This window comes from Nocardia nepalensis (genome assembly GCF_048910785.1).
GTDB classification, from domain to species: domain Bacteria; phylum Actinomycetota; class Actinomycetes; order Mycobacteriales; family Mycobacteriaceae; genus Nocardia; species Nocardia nepalensis.
In genome coordinates this window covers 378,526-398,406 of the sequence record NZ_JBKBET010000020.1, presented here as the reverse complement: position 1 = coordinate 398,406, position 19,881 = coordinate 378,526, and the positions used below count along the sequence as shown (strand labels likewise).

General features: G+C 66.9%; 16 protein-coding genes. 13 read left to right on the top strand and 3 right to left on the bottom strand.

From position 1 onward, the window contains the following. The first annotated feature begins 145 nt into the window (after nucleotides 1–145). From ACHQ4I_RS13000 to ACHQ4I_RS12980, 5 genes are all read left to right on the top strand, one after another. Entirely contained in the window at nucleotides 146–2,518 is a 2,373-nt protein-coding gene (locus ACHQ4I_RS13000; RefSeq protein ID WP_420771966.1) for a hypothetical protein, read from the top strand. 86 nt (nucleotides 2,519–2,604) lie between these two features. Further along, a complete protein-coding gene (locus ACHQ4I_RS12995) occupies nucleotides 2,605–3,474 on the top strand; it encodes a MurR/RpiR family transcriptional regulator (RefSeq protein ID WP_420771965.1) in 870 nt (289 codons plus the stop codon). 60 nt (nucleotides 3,475–3,534) lie between these two features. After that, complete coding sequence (locus ACHQ4I_RS12990; RefSeq protein ID WP_420771964.1) at nucleotides 3,535–4,299, top strand: HAD family hydrolase; 765 nt, start codon at nucleotides 3,535–3,537, stop codon at nucleotides 4,297–4,299. Further along, entirely contained in the window at nucleotides 4,296–6,641 is a 2,346-nt protein-coding gene (locus ACHQ4I_RS12985) for a glycoside hydrolase family 65 protein (protein WP_420771963.1), read from the top strand. The genes ACHQ4I_RS12990 and ACHQ4I_RS12985 overlap by 4 nt, the downstream gene beginning before the upstream one ends. Nucleotides 6,642–6,660: 19 nt before the next feature. Next, nucleotides 6,661–8,088, top strand: a complete 1,428-nt coding sequence (locus ACHQ4I_RS12980) for a lipase maturation factor family protein (RefSeq protein ID WP_420771962.1) — start codon at nucleotides 6,661–6,663, stop codon at nucleotides 8,086–8,088. Here the strand turns inward: ACHQ4I_RS12980 and ACHQ4I_RS12975 are convergent. Then, nucleotides 8,082–8,483 (bottom strand): hypothetical protein, encoded by a 402-nt coding sequence (locus tag ACHQ4I_RS12975; RefSeq protein ID WP_420771961.1) that lies wholly within the window; start codon nucleotides 8,481–8,483, stop codon nucleotides 8,082–8,084. The genes ACHQ4I_RS12980 and ACHQ4I_RS12975 overlap by 7 nt on opposite strands. Before the next feature lie 87 nt (nucleotides 8,484–8,570). On the opposite strand from ACHQ4I_RS12975, the gene ACHQ4I_RS12970 reads away from it, so the two are divergent. Beyond that, complete coding sequence (locus tag ACHQ4I_RS12970; RefSeq protein ID WP_420771960.1) at nucleotides 8,571–9,122, top strand: PadR family transcriptional regulator; 552 nt, start codon at nucleotides 8,571–8,573, stop codon at nucleotides 9,120–9,122. Nucleotides 9,123–9,128: 6 nt separating this feature from the next. Here ACHQ4I_RS12970 and ACHQ4I_RS12965 read toward each other — a convergent pair whose 3' ends face one another. Together ACHQ4I_RS12965 and ACHQ4I_RS12960 are read right to left on the bottom strand one after the other, a co-directional pair. Continuing rightward, entirely contained in the window at nucleotides 9,129–9,803 is a 675-nt protein-coding gene (locus ACHQ4I_RS12965) for a VC0807 family protein (RefSeq protein ID WP_420771959.1), read from the bottom strand. Between the two features lie 117 nt (nucleotides 9,804–9,920). Next, on the bottom strand, nucleotides 9,921–11,297 hold the full coding sequence (locus tag ACHQ4I_RS12960) for a lipase family protein (RefSeq protein ID WP_420771958.1): 1,377 nt from the start codon (nucleotides 11,295–11,297) through the stop codon (nucleotides 9,921–9,923). Between the two features lie 322 nt (nucleotides 11,298–11,619). Between ACHQ4I_RS12960 and ACHQ4I_RS12955 the strand changes: the two genes are divergently transcribed. The 7 genes from ACHQ4I_RS12955 (at nucleotide 11,620) to ACHQ4I_RS12925 (ending at nucleotide 19,841) form a co-directional block, all read left to right on the top strand. Next, complete coding sequence (locus ACHQ4I_RS12955; protein ID WP_420771957.1) at nucleotides 11,620–12,861, top strand: PucR family transcriptional regulator; 1,242 nt, start codon at nucleotides 11,620–11,622, stop codon at nucleotides 12,859–12,861. Nucleotides 12,862–12,926: 65 nt separating this feature from the next. Beyond that, a complete protein-coding gene (locus tag ACHQ4I_RS12950; RefSeq protein ID WP_420771956.1) occupies nucleotides 12,927–14,150 on the top strand; it encodes a DUF1800 domain-containing protein in 1,224 nt (407 codons plus the stop codon). Next, on the top strand, nucleotides 14,147–15,406 hold the full coding sequence (locus ACHQ4I_RS12945) for a DUF1501 domain-containing protein (protein WP_420771955.1): 1,260 nt from the start codon (nucleotides 14,147–14,149) through the stop codon (nucleotides 15,404–15,406). Before ACHQ4I_RS12950 ends, ACHQ4I_RS12945 begins: the two co-directional genes overlap by 4 nt. A gap of 17 nt (nucleotides 15,407–15,423) precedes the next feature. Further along, the gene (locus ACHQ4I_RS12940; protein ID WP_420771954.1) at nucleotides 15,424–16,095 is read left to right on the top strand and encodes a response regulator transcription factor; all 672 of its coding nucleotides are present in this window, start codon (nucleotides 15,424–15,426) and stop codon (nucleotides 16,093–16,095) included. 2 nt (nucleotides 16,096–16,097) lie between these two features. Further along, the gene (locus tag ACHQ4I_RS12935; RefSeq protein ID WP_420771953.1) at nucleotides 16,098–17,291 is read left to right on the top strand and encodes a sensor histidine kinase; all 1,194 of its coding nucleotides are present in this window, start codon (nucleotides 16,098–16,100) and stop codon (nucleotides 17,289–17,291) included. A gap of 331 nt (nucleotides 17,292–17,622) precedes the next feature. Then, complete coding sequence (locus ACHQ4I_RS12930; protein WP_420771952.1) at nucleotides 17,623–19,158, top strand: mannitol dehydrogenase family protein; 1,536 nt, start codon at nucleotides 17,623–17,625, stop codon at nucleotides 19,156–19,158. Beyond that, nucleotides 19,155–19,841 carry an HAD family hydrolase gene (locus ACHQ4I_RS12925; RefSeq protein WP_420771951.1) on the top strand — a complete coding sequence of 229 codons (687 nt, stop codon included), beginning with the start codon at nucleotides 19,155–19,157 and terminating at the stop codon, nucleotides 19,839–19,841. The genes ACHQ4I_RS12930 and ACHQ4I_RS12925 overlap by 4 nt, the downstream gene beginning before the upstream one ends. Nucleotides 19,842–19,881: the final 40 nt, after the last annotated feature.

The following is a 19,881-nucleotide window of genomic DNA, read 5'->3' as shown; positions in this document are numbered from 1 at the left end:
TCATCGAGCGGGATTGTACTGCAGCACAACGAATTCCAGCGCCACCTCTTCCCGATGCTGAGAAATGGGAAGAGGTGGACGGAAGATGAACAATTGGTTTCCCAGAAGTGTTGCCGCGCAACAATAGTTGCGTCATGCTGAGGGCATGGCCAGACGGTCGAAGAGGCGGCCGGTCCGGCCGAGGTGGGGATCCGAGGATCCGAAGGGGTGCTGTCCGCGCCCCGTCGTGTTGTTGCGCTGGTTCGGTACGAGTCGTTGGCGGCGGCGCGCGGGATGGTTGCTGGTCGCCATCTTCGTGCTGTTCGTCTTTCCCGGATTCGTCGGCGCGGTGGCCAGTGCGCAGTACCAGGCCGCCGCCACCGGCAGCAGCGTCTCCGAAATCGACGGGCTCAGCTGGATGCAGATCCGGGACTCTTCCGGAGTTCCGTTGGCGAACTACTCCTTCGCGACCGACCACGGCGGTGTGCTCAACCCGGGCGCGACGATCCTCTGGGCGATCCTCGGCTTCGAATTCATCGGCTATATCGCCATCGTGACAACCGCGATCTGGTTGATCGGCAATGCCCTGAGCTTCCAGTGGCTCAACATGTTCGGCTCGGCGCTGACCGGGGTTGCGGACCGGCTGACCGGTCAGATCGCGACGCCGATGCTGCTGGTCACCGCGGCGACGATCGGCGCGTTCTGCGTCGCCTGGTTCTGGTTGCGCGGCTATCACGCCAAGGCGGTGCTGCAGATCGTGACGATGCTGGGTGTGGCGATGCTGGGACCGGTGTTCCTGGCCGAACCGCTCGGCGACGTGCTGTCCTCGGACGGATTGCTCGCCAAGGGAAGGGATTTGGGCATTTCGGTCGCGGCCGGACTGAACGGCAACAACAACCCGAATCCGAATCAACTGGTGACGACCATGCAGGGCGACCTGGCGGACAACTTCGCGCGCCGCCCGGTGCAGGTGTGGAATTTCGGGCATGTGATCGACGAGGAACCGGCGTGCCGTTCGGTCTGGTCCGCGGGGATGACCGCCGGTGACGACGATCGCGTCCGCAAGGGCATGCAGTCCTGCGGCGACTCCGCCGCCTACGCCAAGGCGCAGAATCCCAGCATGGGTCAGGTCGGCACCGGCCTGATGCTGTTGATCTGCGGTGGCATCCTGCTGGTCTTCGCGGTGGTGCTCGGGATCAGGGTCGTCAAGGCCGCACTGGACACCATCTATCACGGCTTCATGTCGATATTCGGTTTCGCCGCAGGCGGATTCGTATACGGGCCGTCGCAGACCTTTCTGGTCCGCAATCTCGTCGACAGTGTCGTCGCGGCCGCCCGGATGACGGCCTACACCATCTTCCTCGGCGTCTATGTGCTGTTCATGGGCAATCTGTTCGCACAGGCCAGGGGGCAGACCCTGGCGGTGATCGTGATCGCGGGCATCGTCGAGATCGTGGCCGTCTCCCAGCTGAAACGCCTGAGCCGCAGCCTGAGTCGGGGCAATGACTGGATCGCCAACCGGTTCGCGCTGGCTATCCAGGGTGCACGCTCGACCGCGGGTGGCAGCGGTGGCATGGCATTGGGCATGGGTACCATGCGCGCCGGAGGCAGTGGGTCGGGGTCCGGACTCATGACCGGCTTGGCCGCGATCAATACCGCCAACGCCAACCCGCTGGTGGCCTGGTTGGCGTTCAGAACACCCAGACCAATGGATCCCGATGCGCGACTGCGGAGGGCGGCCGAGAAGGTCAACATGCGCATCGCGGCATCGGGGATGACGCGGGACCAGCAGCAAGAACTGCGGGCCGCGCGAGAAGTCCTCGACACCAAGGCCAGGACGCGCGCGGCCGAGTTCGGCGGCATGGGCGACTTCGTGGGCAGGGCTCATGCGTGGGATGGTCTCGGCGATATGGATGCGAGTTACCAGGGCAAGATGGGCTCGCTGGCCCGGCAACATGTCGACCGAAGGACGATCGGCAATATCGCCTCTGTGCATGCCATTCAGAAGGCAAGCAAGACGCCGAACCCGTTCGAGTTCGCGCCGCGGGCGTCGGCGCATGCCGCCTTGCAGGCGGCGGTGAACCGTCGTACGGAGCCGGGGCAACCCCGCTCGGCCATCGCCAACGAATTGGCTGGCCAGGCGCATGTCGCGGCCTATAACTTCCGCAACAACGCCCCGCGGCCCGCGCCCAACGCCGCCATCGACGAGCGGCTGGTGACCGATGTCGAGACGGCCATCCTGAACAACCAGGCGCTCGATACGGCCATCCATCCGGATCGTTGGGCCAATGCGGACAGAGTGACGCTGCAACATATCGGAAGGAGTCTCGCGAGCGACTACTACGAATCCGTCAACACGTGGGCACGCGATCAGACGGATGCAAATCTCGCCGCAGCCGTGACCAGGCTCGAACATGCGAACACGTTCGATGGCCTCACCGACGGCCTGGTGAATGATCCGTGGTCGGGCCTGCGGATGCGGAACCTGAGCATCCAACCGGATGATCCATTCGCGCAGGCAGCCTGGCGAAGTCTGTAACCCTGAGGGTTGGCGGCGGTTACCGTGGGGCACTAAAACCTTACGGTCCGTCAGTTATTGTGTGGGCCTATCGTTCGAGTACCCGAATGATCGTGAGGCTCACTGTGCGGGACAGGGCACCAACCACCTTTCAGGAACTACGTGCCGTCCTGCAGCAGCGGTTACCCGAACTCGCCGACGGCCAACAGCGAATAGCCAGGCTGATATTGGACGATCCCGAAGGCACGGCCTTCCGGAGCATCGGCCGCAGCGCCGAACTGGCGGGCGTGCATCGTTCCTCGCTGGTGCGGTTCGCGACCATGCTCGGGCTGCCCGGGTATCCGGCCCTGGTCGAGCTATGCCGCAGGCAGCTGGCCGCCGAGGCGTATCTGGTGCGTAGACCTGTTGGCGCACCGCCGCCCTCCGCGCACGACGAATTCTTCGGTGCCATCACCGAATACGACACGAACAACCTGACCCGCACCTTCGCGCGGATCGATCGCGGCGACTGGGATCGGGCGGTCGAGACGCTGGCGACCGCGCCGGCCGTCCACGTCATAGGCTTCCGGCGCTGTCTGGCCGTCGCCTATATGGCCGACTATCTGCTGCGGATGATCCGACCACGGGTTCGGCAGTTGGGGGCCTCGGCCCGCCTGCTGACCGACGAGCTGCGCGATATCGAGCCCGGCGATGCGCTGGTAGCGGTGTCGATCCGCCGATACAGCAGCGACACCGTGCGCGCGGTCGAATCCGCCAAACGTCGCGGCGCCACCACCATCGCGCTCACCGACGATCCGTCCTCCCCGCTGGCCCGCATCGCCGATCTGACGTTCTACGTCGAAACCGGCTCCGTCACCGTGCTGCGCTCACTCACCGCATTCACCGGACTCGTGCACGCGCTGGTCACCGCGGTGGGATTGCGTCTGGAATCCGTCGGCGGCGATACCGACATCCTCGACGATCAACTATTCGAATAGCGAACATCGCCGCAGCTCTGCGCCGAGTTTGCCGGTTCGGCGCTCGGGTACCGCTGGGATATGACGCCCATCCATGATCACCGGGGGCTGGGTTTGCCCGAGTCGATCTCGGTGGCGCTGTTCGATCTCGACGGCGTTTTGACCGACACCGCTGCGGTGCACCGGCGGGCGTGGAAGGCGGTATTCGACGAATTCCTGGCCGGTCGCAGCCATGGCGCATTCCGGCCGTTCTCCGATTCGGACTATCTGGGGTATGTGGACGGCAGGTCGCGGGCGGACGGGATCCGGGAGTTCCTGAAGTCGCGGGGGATCACGCTGCCGGAGGGCGAAGCCGATGCCGAGGAGGGGGAGGCGAGTGTCGCCGGGCTCGGCAATCGAAAGAATCGACTGTTCCGGTCGATCCTCGAGCGCGACGGCGCACAGGTCTATCCGGGGTCGGCGAAGTATCTGTCGGCGGTGCGCGCGGCCGGGGTGAAGACGGGCGTGGTGACCGCATCGGCGAATGCCGCCGCGGTGCTGTCGGCCGCGGACCTGGGCCGGCTCGTCGATGTGCGTATCGATGGAGTCGAGATCGCCCGCCGCGGACTGCGCGGCAAACCCGCGCCGGACGCATTTCTCGCGGGCGCGGAGGCGCTGGAGGCGAAGCCGGGACAGGCCGCGGCCTTCGAGGACGCCATCGCCGGGGTGACGGCCGGTCATGCCGCTGGCTTCGGATTCGTGGTGGGTGTCGATCGGGTTCGGGATGGCACCCATGCCGAGGCATTGCGTCGGGCCGGGGCGGATGTGGTCGTCACCGATCTGTCCGAGCTCGGGGCGCGGCAATGACCGTCGAGTGTCGTGGCTTCGATGTCGATCCATGGCATTTGCGTTGGTGTGGAGTGGATCTCGACGCGCTGCACCGGACCGAATCGATTTTCGCGCTCGCCAACGGTCACCTCGGGCTGCGCGGCACGCTGGAGGAGGGGGAGCCGGTCGGCACACCGGGCACCTACCTCAACGGATTCTACGAGAAGCGGCAATTGCCCTATGCCGAAGCGGGTTACGGCTATCCGGAAGAGGGGCAGACGGTCGTCAATGTGACCGACGGGAAGATCATTCGGCTGCTCGTCGAGGACGAACCGATGGATCTGCGCTACGGCAAGGCCGTCGAACACGAGCGGGTGCTGGACTTCCGATCCGGTACCTTGCGGCGCCATACGGTCTGGAACTCGCCGACGGGTCGATGTGTGCGCATCCGCTCGGAGCGGCTGGTGTCGTTCACCGAACGTGCGCTGGCCGCGATCCGCTACGAGGTCGAACCGCTCGACGACGATCTCGAGTTGGTCGTCCAGTCGGATCTGCTCGCCAATGAACCGGTGCCGTCGCCACACGACGATCCCCGCCTCGCCGCGGCGCTGGACTGTCCGCTGGTGGCGGACTTCGCCGCGGCCCGCGATTTCGCTGCGGTGCTCGTCCATCACACCCGGCGATCCGGGCTGCGGATGGCCGCGGCCATGGACCACGAACTCGACGTCGAAGTGCGGCCCCGGTGCAGTGTGCTGGCCGAGGACGATATGGCGCGGCTGACGATCGCGGCCGATGTGGCGAAGGGGCAGTGTCTGCGATTGACGAAGTATCTCGGCTACGGATGGTCGAGTCGGCGCTCGATACCGGCGCTGCGGGCCCAGGTCGACGCGGCCTTGGCGGCGGGATTGGAGACCGGCTGGGAAACGCTGCTGGCCCGGCAACGCGCCTACCTGGACAACTTCTGGTCCACCGCTGATATCGAGATCGATGGCGATCCGGAGCTGCAGCAGGCCGTTCGATTCGCGCTGTTCCATGTGCTGCAGGCGGGCGCACGCGGCGAGACCCGCGCGATTGCCTCCAAGGGGCTGACCGGGCCCGGCTATGACGGCCATTCCTTCTGGGACACAGAGACTTTCGTACTTCCGGTGCTGACCTACACGGTACCGGTCGCGGCGGGTGACGCCCTGCGCTGGCGCCACGCCACGCTCGACCGGGCCCGCCAGCGCGCGGACCAGTTGGCGCACACCGGGGCAATGTTCCCGTGGCGCTCCATCAATGGCGACGAAGGCTCCGGCTACTGGCCGACCGGAACCGCGGCGGTGCACGTCAATGCCGATATCGCCGACGCGGTGGTCCGGTATCTGGGCGCGACCGGCGATGAGCAGTTCGAAAAAGACTGCGGTGTTGAACTTTTGGTCGAGACCGCGCGGTTGTGGGTGAGTCTCGGCCACTACGACACCGCGGGCGAGTTCCGGATCGACGGCGTGACCGGCCCCGACGAGTACTCAGCGCTCGCCGATAACAACATCTATACGAACCTGATGGCGCAGCGGAACCTCGCCGAGGCCGCCGAGGCCTGTGCGCGCAATGCGGATATCGCCCGACGCCTGGATGTCGATGCGGAGGAGATAAACGGCTGGCGCGACCGCGCCGAATCGACCTTCCTGCCCTATAACGCGGAACTGCGGGTGCACGAGCAGGCCGAGGGATTCACCACCTATGCCCGCTGGGACTTCGCCGCAACCCCGCCCGAGAAGTACCCACTGATGCTGCACTATCCGTACTTCGATCTGTACCGCAAACAGGTCGTCAAACAGGCCGACCTGACCATGGCGATGTACCTGTGCTCCGAGGCGTTCACCGCCGAGCAGAAGGCCCGCAACTTCGACTACTACGAGGCGTTGACCGTGCGCGACTCCTCGCTCTCGGCCGCTCCACAGGCGGTTCTGGCCGCCGAGGTCGGCCACCTCTCGCTGGCCTTCGACTATTTCGCCGAAGCAGCCCTGACCGATCTGCACGACCTGCACCACAATGTCGCCGCCGGACTGCATATCGCCTCGCTCGCCGGGGCCTGGCTGTGCTGCGTATTCGGGTTCGGCGGCATGCGCGACCACGGCGGCGAATTGAGCTTCGCGCCCAGACTTCCCGCCGCGATCGATCGCCTGGCATTCCGAATCATCTGGCGCGGCAACGGCATTGCCGTCGAGATCGGCCCCGACTCGGCGACCTACCGCCTGATGTCCGGAGATTCGGTCGTCCTGCGGCATCATGGCCGCTATCACACCGTCGGCAAGGTCGCGGTGACGCTGCCGATCCCACCGCCGACCGACCGATCCGAGCCGCGGCTACCAGACGGGCGGGCGCCATACCGTCGCAGGTAGCGCCGACAAAGGAGCGGGCATGGCATCGTTCACCGAATCCGAGTACTGGTTGGGCAGGCTGGTCTTTCAGCACGGCCTCGCGGTGATCTATCTGATCGCGTTCCTGTCGGCGGCGCGGCAATTTCGGGCGCTCATCGGTGCGCGGGGCATGTTGCCGGTGCCCCGGTTCGTGCGGCGGGTTTCGTTCCGCAGTGCGCCCAGCCTCTTTCAGTTGCATTACTCCGATCGGTACTTCGCGGCCGTCGCGTGGTCCGGCGCGGCGCTATCGGCCGCGGTGGCGGCCGGTGCGCTGAATCTGGTGCCGCTGTGGGCGTCGATGCTGATGTGGTTGGTGCTGTGGGTGCTATATCTGTCGATCGTCAATGTGGGGCAGACGTGGTACGCGTTCGGGTGGGAGTCGCTGCTGTTGGAGGCCGGATTCCTGGCGATCTTCCTCGGCAACGATCGGGTGGCGCCGCCGGTGTTGGTTCTGTGGCTGGCGCGTTGGCTGGTGTTCCGGGTGGAGTTCGGCGCGGGGTTGATCAAGATGCGCGGGGATTCCTGCTGGCGGGATCTGACCTGCCTGTATTACCACCACGAGACCCAGCCGATGCCCGGTCCGCTGAGCTGGTTCTTCCACCGCCTGCCCAGGCCGCTGCATCGAGTGGAGGTGGCGGCCAACCACTTCGCCCAACTCGTCGTGCCGTGGGGGCTCTTCGCGCCGCAGCCGGTGGCGAGCGTGGCCGCGGCGTGCATCATCGTCACCCAGCTCTGGCTGGTGCTCTCCGGGAACTTCGCCTGGTTGAACTGGGTGACGATTCTATTGGCCGCCACCGTGATCGACGGATCCTCGGCCGCCGCGGTATTGCCGGTGCCGAACCCGCCGGCGCTATCTCCCGCGCCGCCGTGGTTCGCGGGCCTGGTGATCGCGTGCACCGTCGGGGTGGTGATCCTGAGCTACTGGCCCGCCCGCAATCTGATATCCAAGCAGCAGCGAATGAACGCTTCCTTCAACCCGTTGCACCTCGTCAATACCTACGGCGCGTTCGGCAATATCGGCCGCACCCGCGAGGAGGTGGTATTCGAGGGTACCGACGAGGCGGAGATCACCGAGCAAACCCATTGGCAGGAGTACGAATTCAAAGGTAAGCCCGGTGATCCCCGTCGACTGCCGCGGCAATGGGCTCCTTACCATTTGCGGCTGGATTGGTTGATGTGGTTCGCCGCGATCTCCCCGGCCTACGCCCGCGGCTGGCTGCTCGCCTTCGTCGAGCGGCTGTTGCGCAATGATCCGGCGACGCTGCGGCTGCTGCGCCGGTGCCCCTTCCCCGACGCACCGCCGACATATGTGCGGGCGCGAATTTACCTGTACCGCTTCGCAACCCGCGCCGAGCTGCGGCACGAGCGAACATGGTGGCACCGCACGCTGGTCGGCGAGTACCTCCCCCCGATGACGCTGGCTCAGTAGAAGCTACGACCGGCGCGACCGCCGGAGACCGACCAGACCTCGGTGATGACCCCCGCGACGGTGCGCAGAATATCGGTGCCGCTGATGGCAATGGTCATACCATCGGGACCGGTCGACTCCGCGCCGTACGGCCGTGCCACGAATCCCGTTCGGGTGTCATCCATTTGGACGACCGGTTCACCCTGGGGTGCGAATCGGATCCCGGCGCGCTGCTCGCGAAATTCGCCGACCTTGGCGGCAAGGGCCTGCGGATCGTGAATATCGTCGTACTCGCTGCCGTTCGGCTGCGCGTAGCGGAGGGTGAATTCGGGGGCCATGATCTTCTCCGCGAGCGCCAGCTCGCCGTTCCACATCGCGGTCCACTCGTCGAACAGGGTGATGCCGAAGTCGCGCATCGTCACTCCTCAATAGTCTCATTGATACGGTCTCGATGGCACTAACATATAGTCTCAGTGAGACGGTGTCAATGGGATGGAGGAGCCATGCCGGATCTCGGGCCGCAGGACCACATCGTGCTGGGGTTGATCGCCAGGCACGGGCCGCTCACGCCGTATGAGTTGAAGGCCGCACTCGAAGAGAGCGTCGACTACTTCTGGCCGGTGCCGCATGCGCAGCTCTATCGGATTCCCGTGCGCTTGGCCGAGCGGGGTCTGCTCAACGAGGAGGCCGAGCAGGGTGGGCGGCGGCGCAGACTCTTCCATCTGACCGACAAGGGCCGGGCCGAACTGCGGCGCTGGCTCGCCGATCCGCACAATCCGCCGGCCGAAACCCGTGACCCCGCACAGCTCAAGCTCTTCTTCGCCGATCTGGGCGCACCGGGCGATGTGGTCGCCTTGGCGCATAGCCAAGCCGCGGAACATCGTCGGCTGCTCGAGTCGTATCGGTCACTGCACGCCGATATCGACCCGGCCGACAAGGTCCGCGCGGTTTCCCGCGCCCGCATTCTGCGGCTCGGCATCCTGCACGAGCAGGCCTACGTCGAATTCTGGGAAGACCTCGCCGCCGATCCCGAATATCGGGACCGGCGGGGGTAGGACGCCTCAGGCGCGGCGGGCGCGCTTGACGAAGCGGACGCTGAGGGCGATCAGCGGGGCGAAGAAGATGATCGACAGGACCGGGGACAGCCAGGCCATGGTGTGGACCGGGAGTTGGTAGGCGAGCAGGATCCGGACGATTGCCTCGGCGAGCAGGCCGATACCCCAGGCCGCGGCAAGGGTGGTGAAGCCGCGCCGCTTGGCCGGATTGTCGCGGTAGGACTGCTCGAATTCGGCGAGACCGGCCGGTCCGGCGGCCGCCAGCGCCTTGCGCGCGGACAGGTAGGTCAGCGGCTTGCCGACCACGGTGCTGATCAGGAAGGCGATGCCGACGAGCGCGGTGCCCGCGGAATCCTTGACGATCATCATGCGGGGATCGCCGCTGATCAGCGAGCCGACCAAGCCGAAGACGAATACGCCGAGGATGATCGCGGCGAAGGGTTCGAGGCGGCGCGACCGGATCGACTCGATGATCAGCACCGCACCCGAGAACAGCGATCCGGCGAGCAGTCCGGCGAAGTCGCTGTAGCCGAGACCGGTCAGCAGGAAGTAGGCGCCGATGGGCACCGCGATATCCCGCGCGATCGGGGCGAGCACGCGGATCGGGTTGAAGCGCGGCGGCGGGGTCTGCGCCGTTGCGGTCGGCTCGGCCACGGGCGTGGTGGCTGCGGTGGTCGTCATCTCGGGTGCTCCTGGCTGGTGCTTCGGCTGTGCACTACGAGAAATGACGCTACGGACCGCCGCCGGCCGACAGATCTGCCAAGCATCACGGGTCGGGCATGACAACTGTCATGCCCACTACTTCGACGAGGCTCCGAACAGTGCCGATGGCTGGATCCTCGGCGCGATGGCGGAGCGACGGAACTGCCGGATCGGTCTGCTGGTCAGCATGCGCGCGAACAATCCGGCAAAACGCAAGTGGCCCAGCGCCTCTCGCTTCGTGAACGCGACCGACCACACGGTTTCGGTGCCCGCCGGGGGCAGTGGGCGCTGGTCGAAGCGATCCGCCAGCCAGTTCATGGTGACGGGTGCGCCGATGAACAGCAGCGGCATATGCAAGCTCAGGCGGTCGCGCAGATAGCGCACGTGCGCACCGTGGATCGCGTACCGCGCGACATGCTGGTCGACATCCTTTACGGCGATGAGCTCGTCGTTGACGCCCTGGATGATCAGCATCGGCATGGCGGGCGCCTGCACGCCCGGCCGGATATCGGCCAGGATCTGTTGCAGGTCGGGTTCGGCGAGTAGCTCGGCGAAGGTGCGGTGGCTGTAGTTGTCGATGTTCTTGCCCATCAACCGGAACAGCAAATGCAGTGTGGTGCGCGATTCGGCATCGGCGAGTATGTCGAGGAATTCGGATTTGAGATGCGTGCGCAGGATGCGGTCCAGATCGGCGTAGGCCCGCCGCAGCCCGGCCACGGCCATCGTCGAGAAGGCCGCGAAGAAGGTGCCGTTCAATCGCGCGAAGGCCGAGCCGAGATCGCCGACCGGCGAACCGGCGACCGCGCCGACGATATCGAGCTCCGGCGCGTATTCGGCCGCCAACTCCGCGGTCCAAGCGGTGGCGAGTCCACCGCCCGAATAACCCCACAGCGCAATGGGAGTCGAGTCTGTCAGGCCGAGCGGTGCGAAACTCAGACTCGCCCGGATCGCGTCGAGGGACCGATAGCCGGGTTCGCGCGGCACTCCGAAGTGTCCGGCCAACCCGCCGTGGTCCGGAATCGATACCGCCCAGCCCTGAGCCAGGGTGTAGGCGATGACCGGCAGTTCGACCTGCGGAATCGAGCCGAGCGCCTGCGCGCCGCGACGCAGTGCGTAGGAGGGCAGACACCTCGAACTGACGCCGTCGATGGCGCACTGGAAGGAAACCAGCGGTCGTGGCTCCTGCGGATCGGCGCCCCACGGCAGCAGGACCGTGGTAACGGCCGCCTCGGCGCTGCCGTGCATATTGCTGGTGCGGTAGAGCAGCTGCCAGGCCGAAACCTTTTGCGGCACACGGCCGAACAGCGCCAGTTCGACCCTGCGGGTGCGCAGCACGGTGCCGGGGGCGAAGCGTGCGAAACCGGCGGGCGGACGATAGAACCGATCCAGCTCCGGGGGCAGCGGCCGGTCCGAGGCAAACATTTCGGCAATAGGACTCGCCGAGCCCATCCCGGTGTCGGCATGCACGGTCATTCCTCATCCTTTCGAAAGGCACACCGGCATGGTGTTTATTTGAAATGACGCCGGAATCCTGTACTCAAGGTAGCAACGGCGGCGGCGGAAAATAATTGTCCCGAAACACAATTGAGTCGGGTGTTTTTCTCCGATGGGAGGTGTTGACGGTGACCAGCGTCACCCGGTAGCGCGCGGAACGCGCTGGTGAGCAGGGTCATAGCGGGCGGCGTTGTCACTGCACGCGAGCGAGAATAATTCGCGGAAAACTTGTGTTCGGAGACAACCGACCGGGTGGTTACGAGATTTATTGGTAAATGGCATCGTTGGTAACGTGCAAGTCATGCCCGTTGTCCTGCCCCCGCTGTCCGGAGATGCCCCGATAATCGCCCGACTGGTCCGTCGGTTGCCCGAAGTCGCCGAACGCATGCTCGCGGCGGGCCTCGGATCGACGCCACCGGCCGCCGATCTGCCGGACGGGCACTTCACCGAGGAGGTGCTGCCCGCGATCGCCGGATGCGGCCGCGCCTTCCTGCGCGCGCTCCAGGAGCAGCGCACGTTCACCGGGGCCGAGGTGGTCGAGTTCGTCGGTCCGGTGGCCGAGCGGCATGCCGAGGACCGGATCCCGTTGGGGCTGTTGATGCATGCCGTGCACGGTTCGGGTCAGGCGATCCTGCAGGAGGCGGCGGCGGTGGCCGAGCCCGAGGATATGAACGATCTGATCGCCTTCGGCGGTCGGCTGCTCGACCTGCTGCGGGATATCAATGTCGCGGTGGTCGAGGCCTATACCGATGTCGAGCAGTCGATCTACCACGCCGAACGTGAGGCGCGCCGGGCTCTGTGCTCGGCACTACTGCGCGGCCAGCCCGCCGAGGAACTGGCCGCACGCGCGGATGTCGTGCTCGCGGAAAGCTATACGGTGCTCGCCATCCACATCTGCCCGGACGAGCACCCGCTCGTGGTCGCCGATCTGCTCACCCGCCGCCGCATCCGGGTGCTGCAGCGGGCATTGGACGGGATCGCCGGGACAAAGGCGCTGAGCACCTTCGACGGCACGACCGGAATCGCCCTGCTGCCGAGCGGAGCCGACTCCAAGGAGTACCAGCGGCTGGCCGCCGAACTCAGCGAACAGTTCGGCGTCGACGTCTTCCTCGCCGAACGCCGCGCCGTCGAACGGGAACTGCTGCCACACGCCGTTCAGGAGGCGACCGATCTGGCCGAGCTCGCCCGGCTGCTCAACCGGCCGAGCGGCCGGTACGACCTCGACGATCTGCTGCTCGAGTACCAACTCACCCGCCCGGGACCGGCCCGGGATCGCCTGGCCGACCGGATCGCGCCGCTGCTGCTGCGCCCGCACCTGTTCGAGGCGCTGGCGGCGCATCTGCGGCACGGCTCCGATCGCAAGGCGGCCGCCGCCGAGGTGCACGTGCACCCCAACACCTTCAGCTACCGGCTCAAGCGCATCGCCGAACTCACCGGCATCGATCCGAGCGAACCCAATGGCTCGCGGCTGCTGGCGGCGGCGCTCACGGTGCACCGCTTCTATCCGGTGGCCGAGGCGACGGAGGTCGTCGAAGGGGACTGATTTCACAATCCCTTAATGCACGCGGTGCGACCGTGTGGGCATGGCAGCAAGGGAACGGGTCCGTCGTGGGCGATGAGCGGGCGTTGATCGCGCATGTGCTGCGGCGGACCACCTTCGGGCCGTTTCCCGGGCAGACCGAGCGGTGGGTCGGCCGGGATATCGGCGCGGTCGTGGACGCGGTTCTCACGGCACGGCCGATGCAGCCGGGCACGCCGGAGTTGACCGATGACGATGCCGATGTGGATGGCGGCCCGGTCGAGCGCTGGTTGACGGTGCTGGCCGATCCGGCGGCGGGACTGCACGAGAAGCTGGTGTGGTTCTGGCACGGGCACCTGACCACGAGTTACGACAAGGTCGGCGAGTGGCGGTTGCTATGGCGACAGCATCTGCTGTTGCGCAGGCACGCCCTCGGCAACTTCCGGACGTTGCTGCACGAGATCACCGGGGATCCGGCGATGCTGGTCTATCTCGACGGCGCGGGCTCGCGCGCGGATGCCCCGAACGAGAATTTCGGCCGCGAGCTGCTGGAGTTGTTCGCACTCGGGCGCGGCAATTACACCCAGGGCGATGTGCGCTCGGCGGCGATCGCATTGGCGGGCATGGATCTCAACGAAGGCGGGAATACGGTCATCGATCCCGATTCAGCCAACCGCGTTCCACGAGAATTATTCGGCCGGAAGGTAATTGGCCCGCGCGATGTGATCGACGCGGTCTGCGATCACCGCGCCTGTGCGCCGTTTCTGGTGACCAAGCTGTTCCGGTTCTTCTGCGGCGCGGATCCGGAAGATGCGATGTTGAGCCATCTGACGGACGTTTTCGTCAAGAGCGGCTTGGAGATTCGCCCGCTTATGGCCGAAATCCTGTACAGCGCGGAATTTCTCGGCTCGCGCTCGACGCGACCACGCTATCCGGTCGAGTGGGTGACCGCGGCGAGCGCGGTCTTCGGACTCGATGACACGGCCGCACGCCGGGAGGCCGTCGAGCGACTCGGCCAAGTGCCGTTCGCGCCGCCCAATGTGGCCGGATGGCCGTCCGGTCCGCGCTGGCTCTCGCCCAGCCATGCCATGGCAAGGGCCGCGCTGGCCATCGAGGCGACGCCCTTGGCGCAGATAGCCGATGCCGCCGACCCGGTCACCGCGGCCTTCGAACGCGCGGCCGTCTACGACCCGACACCCACCACCCGCGATGCGGTGACGGCCCTGGCCGCCACACCCGGCCTGGACCCGCGCGATCGCGCGGTGGCAATCCTGGCCTGCGTCGTCTCGTCACCGGAGTTCACGCTGTCATGATCAGCCTCGACCGCCGCAGGTTCCTGGGTCTCACTGCCGCAGGCAGTTTCGCCGCCGTCGGCGGATACGCGGCGTGGCGGCTCGGCTCGGAATTCGCACCGCCTCCCGCGTCGATGCGTGCGCTGACGCCGCCGGTGGCCGCCCCACCCGACCAGCGCAAACTCGTCGTCATCGAAATGGCGGGCGGCAACGACGGTCTGTCGATGGCCGTCCCCTACGCCGACGACCGCTACTACGCGCTGCGCCGCAATACCGCCATCGAGGCGTCGCGTGTGCACCGGATAGACGACCGGATCGGCCTGCACCCCGAACTCGAGCAGGTGGCGCTCGGCGGCGCCGCGGTTCTCGCCGGTGTCGGCACCGCCGTACCCGACCTCTCGCACTTCGAGATGCTGCAGCGCTGGTGGACCGGGGATCCCGAAGGCAAGCTCCGGCCCACCACCGGGTTCCTCGGCCGGCTCTGCGATGTCATGGGCGATCCGGCCGCGCCCGCCGTCGGTGTCTCACTCGGCGGCGGACCTTCACCCGCCCTGGTCGCCGAACGGTGCACCACGCTGTCGATGGATCCCGACACCCGTGGCGCTTTCCCGGCACCCGACGATCCGGCCTTGGCGGCGGCCTGGCTCGCGGCCCAGCGCGCGATGAATCACCCGGACCGCGGCGACGCCGCATTGCTGTCGACCGCCCGCGACAGCGCGCGCACCGCACTGCGTTTCAGTGATGTCGCGGCCACCTTGCCCGCCGCGGCCGACGGCTACCCGGATACCGACCTGGGCTCCCAATTGTCGTTGGCCGCGAGAGTTCTCGCCGACGATCGGCACGGCATCCGAGTCGTGCACGTCCCGATGGCCGACGATTTCGACACCCACACCGACCACCTGACCAGATACGCGACCATCATGCGGCGATTCGACACCGCCATCGGCGCCTTCCGCGCCGACCTGGACCGTCGCGGTCTCACCTCCCGCGTACTCATCGCCACCCTGAGCGAATTCGGCCGCCGCGTCCCCGATAACGACTCCGGCGGACTCGACCACGGCGCGGCGTCGACCGCACTATTGTTCGGCCCGGTCCGCCCCGGCGGCCACGGCGAGCAGCCGTCACTGCGCGGTCTGGACCGCGAGGACAATCTGAAGGCCACCGTCGATATGACCGAGTTCTACGCGACCATCGCCGAGAGCTGGTTCACCGTCCCCGCCGAACTGGTCCTGCCGGGCCGTCCGAAACCCGTCCCCGGCATTGTCGTCGACCGATGATGTGATCGACTGTGCTGGTGCGGTTGCTGGTGGTCGAGGATGACGCGGGGCTGGCCAGGGTGCTGGTGCGCGGCCTGCGCGAGGAGGGGCATGCGGTCGACCACGCCCCGACCCTGGCCCAGGCCGACGACCTGTGCTCCTATAACGACTACGCGCTGGTCGTCCTGGATCTCGGCCTCCCCGACGGTGATGGACTGAGCCTGTGCCGCCAGCTCAAGGCCGACGGCCGCACCCGCGTACTCGTGCTGACCGCGCGGGGCAGCGCCACCGATCGGGTGACCGGTCTGGACACCGGCGCCGACGACTACGTCACCAAACCCTTCGACTTCGGCGAACTCGCCGCACGGGTGCGCGCGGTGCTGCGCAGGCCGGTGACACAGGGCGGTTCGGTGCTGCGGGTCGGCGATCTGAAATTGGATATGGCAACCCACCGAGTGTGGCGGGCGGAGGTGCTGATTCCGTTGACCGCCAAGGAATTCGCGGTAGTGCAGTACCTGATGCAGCAGTCGGGTAACGCGGTCAGCCGGACCGAATTGCTGGAACAGGTCTGGGATCTGCACTACGAGGGCACCTCGAATGTCGTCGACGTCTACGTCTCGACCCTGCGCCGCAAACTCGACCTGCCGACCGCGCGAACCCGCCTGGATACCGTGCGCGGTGTCGGGTTCCGCTTGTACGCCGAGGAATGACGATGTATCTCAGGCGATTTCGCATCCGTCTCACCCTGGCCACCGCGCTTGCCGCGCTGCTGCTGGTCGGCGCGGGTGCGGTCTATCTGGCATCGGTACTCGCCGACCGCAGTGAGGCGGAGGCGCGGGTGAGCGCCACCGAGCACGTCGCGGATGTCGCGGCCCAACCTGATCCGGCGCGGGCCCCGGACTGGTTGCGCGAGAACGCGTGGGTCGTCGACGCGGCGGGTGTGGCCACCCCGCTCGGTGAGGTCTATGTCGGTGCGCCGGTACAGGATCTGGCCGAGCAGGCACGCGATCCCGACTGGGGCGCCGGTTCGGCATTGCGTGAGGTGTGGACCGAGGACGAGCACTACTTCGGCGCGGCCCGACTGCGGCCCGACGGCCGGGTCGTGGTGACCGCGACGCCGCTGGACGATACCGACGCCGAAATCGTCCGGCAGCGTTGGTATGTCGCGCTGATCGCGGTCGGCGTCACCGCGTTGCTGACCGGGCTGACCTGGCTGCTCGCGGGCCGCATGCTGACACCGGCGGTGCGTGCCCAGCAGTTCCAGCGCGACTTCCTCGCCGATGCCGCCCACGAGCTGCGCACCCCGATCGCGGTCATCCGCGCGACGGCGAGTCAGGCCATGTCCCGGCCGCGCGAAGCCGAGGAGTACGTGCGCACACTGACCGAAATCCGCGCGGCCACCGAACGTGCGGGGGAAAGCGTCGTGCAGCTGCTCGACCTCGCCCGGCTCGACGCGGGCACGGTCGAACCGGTCCGGATGCCGCTGCGCGTGGACCTGCTCACCGAGGAGATCGTCGCGACGGCCGCGGCGGGCGGGGCCGCGGTCGAGCTGACCGATACGCGCCCGGCGGTCGTCGACGGTGACGACATCCTGCTGCGACAGGCCATCGACAATGTCGTGCGCAATGCCGTCGCCCGCGCCGCGCATGTGCGGGTCGGTGTCGCGACCTCCGGCAAGGAGGTGGTGGTGACGGTCACCGATGACGGGCCCGGATTCGATCCCGCCGTGCTGCCGCATGTGTTCCGGCGCTTCGCGCGAGGCCACGGACAGGGGCACGGCCTCGGGCTCGCGCTGGTTCGTTCGATCGTCGCACTGCACGACGGGCGGGCCGAGGCGGTCAACCGCCCGGAGGGCGGCGCGCAGGTGCGGTTGCATCTGCCGCTCAGCAATACGGGCACCACCTGACCTCGGATATTCGGCATTGTCCCGTTTCCCGGGGTGAATTCGGAATTCGGATATCGGACGCATCGACGCGGCCGTGCGTGAGTAACGTCACTGGTCGAATTCGTTCGACCATGATGCCGGATTTTTGCTGTGCAATTTCCGTGCCGTGAAGTGGCGTTTTACGAAATATTAGCGTCAGCGGCATCTACCTGCGGCGATGGTGGATTGGTGATCGATCTGTCAACTGTTCACCGCAATGTCACTTGCCTTCGTTTAGCGTGAAAGGCGTCCGATTCGGCGTGAATTATGCGCTGCCGATCGACCTTTTCCTATCGGACAGACGGAGGCATGCATGCGTGTGCTGATGAAAAACACGCCATCCAGACAAACCGAATTCGCTCCCCGACTTTCCGCGAATACGCTCGGGCGGCTGCCCGTCGGCGTGGCCCGCCCAGGGTTCGCGCCGCGCAGCCTCGCCACCGGGATCCTGCACCTGGGCTGCGGATCCTTCCACCGCGCACATCAGGCCCTGGCGACCCAGCACGCCATCGACGCCTGCTCGGACCCACGCTGGGGCATCGCCGCGGTGGCCATGAAGCGACCGACGGTCGTCGACGCGCTGCGTGCACAGGACAACCTCTACACCACCCTGCTGCACGATAACGGGCAGGCCAGCGTCGAGGTGGTCGGCGCTATCACCGAGGCGGTGCACGCGCCATCGGATCCGATCGGTATCCCGAAACGCATCGCGCACCCGGATATCAAGCTCGTCACGCTGACCGTCACCGCGGGCGGATACGGCGTCTCGCCGGTCACCGGACGACTCGACGCCGACTGCCGATCGGTCCACCACGACCTGCGGCATCCGCGTCGCCCGGAATCGCCGGTCGGCATGCTCGCGCACGGGCTGGCCGCCGTTCGCCGCCGCGGCGGTCCGCCGCCGGTGGTGCTGAGCTGCGACAATATGTGCGGCAACGGCAGTAAGTTGCGCGGGGCCGTCATCGATTTCGCGGCCCTGCACGACGATCACCTGGCCGACTGGATCGCGCGCAATGTCCAATTCCCCAACAGCGTCGTCGACCGCATCGTGCAACCGGCCACCCCCGCCGACCCGGCCGCGGCCCGAAACTGGTTGGGCGGCTTGGAGGATCGCACGCCGGTATCGGCCGAACCGTTCATGACCTGGACCATCGAGGATTTCGACGGCGAACGCCCGGACTGGGAGCTCGCGGGCGCGCGCTTCGTCTCCGATGTCACCGACCACGAGCTGGCCAAGCTGCGCCTGCTCAACGGCACCCATATGCTGTTGGCCTATCTGGGCGGTCTTGCCGGATATCGCACCATCGCCGAGGCCAGCGCCGATCCGGTGCTCGGCGCCCTGGCCAGGCAGTTCATGGTGTGCGAACAAGGACCGACACTGGCACTGCCGCCCGCCGAACTGGCGCGGACCGTGGACGAGCTGATGCGCCGGTTCCGCAATCCCGCCATCTGCCAGGACCTGACCAGGGTCGGGCGCAATGGTTCGGACAAGATGGTGGCCAGGGTCGTCGCCGCCCTGTGCGACAACATCGCGGCGGATCGGCCGACGCCGGGCGCGATCCTGCTGATCGCGGCGTGGATCCGGTGGTTCACCGCGAGCCGGGCCGCCGATGCCGTGATGGAATTGATCGACCCGCGCGAGAATTCACTGACCCCGCTGGTGGACGCCGCGGACCCGCACTGGTCCGCCCAGGCGTTCCTGCAGCGCACCGATGTCTTCGGGCCGCTGCCGGACCGGGAACGTCTACACCGGCAGGTCGGCGACGCGCTGGCCGAACTGGCGCGCGACGGAGTGCGGGCCACGGTGCGGCGCAGGCTGTCGCCGGAGTTCGAAGGGAGTGTCGAGTGACCGAATCAGCTGTGCGGGCTGTCGTTTTCGATATGGACGGACTGCTGATCGACTCGGAGCGGCTGGCGATGGAGTCGCTGGTCAGTGCGGGCGCCGAAATCGGATACCGGATGTCGCTCGAGTTCTGTCGCACCATGATCGGCGTGCCAGCCGACCGCTGTCGCGAACTCGCCTCGGCCGCATACGGTTCCGGCTTTCCGCTGGAGCGGTACTTCGAACTGCACGAGGTGCATCTGCGTCGGCTGGTCGACGCCGGGCAGCTGACGACCAAGCCGGGGGCCATCGCCTTGCTGGATGTCCTTGACCGGCAAGGCATTCCGAAGGCGATCGCGACCTCCTCGTCCCGGGACCGTGCCGACCACCATTTGCGGCTGGCCGGCATCGCCGATCGGTTCGACGCCGTGGTCACCCGCCAGGATGTGGTGCGCGGGAAACCGGATCCGGAGCCGTATCTGACGGCGGCCGCGGCGCTGGGCGCGGACCTGCCCGGCACCTTGGCGCTGGAGGATTCGACCAATGGTCTTCGTGCCGCACACGCCGCTGGACTGCGCTGCATCCTGGTGCCCGACCTGGTGCGGCCGACCGAGGAAACCCGGCGACTCGCACACCGGCTGTATCCGGATCTGCACCACGTCGTGGACTACATCGCGGCGGCCAATGGTCGCACGCACGTGCCCGGATGAACCCGTCGGCGCGGTGCACCGTGAGGTGAGGGAGATACTC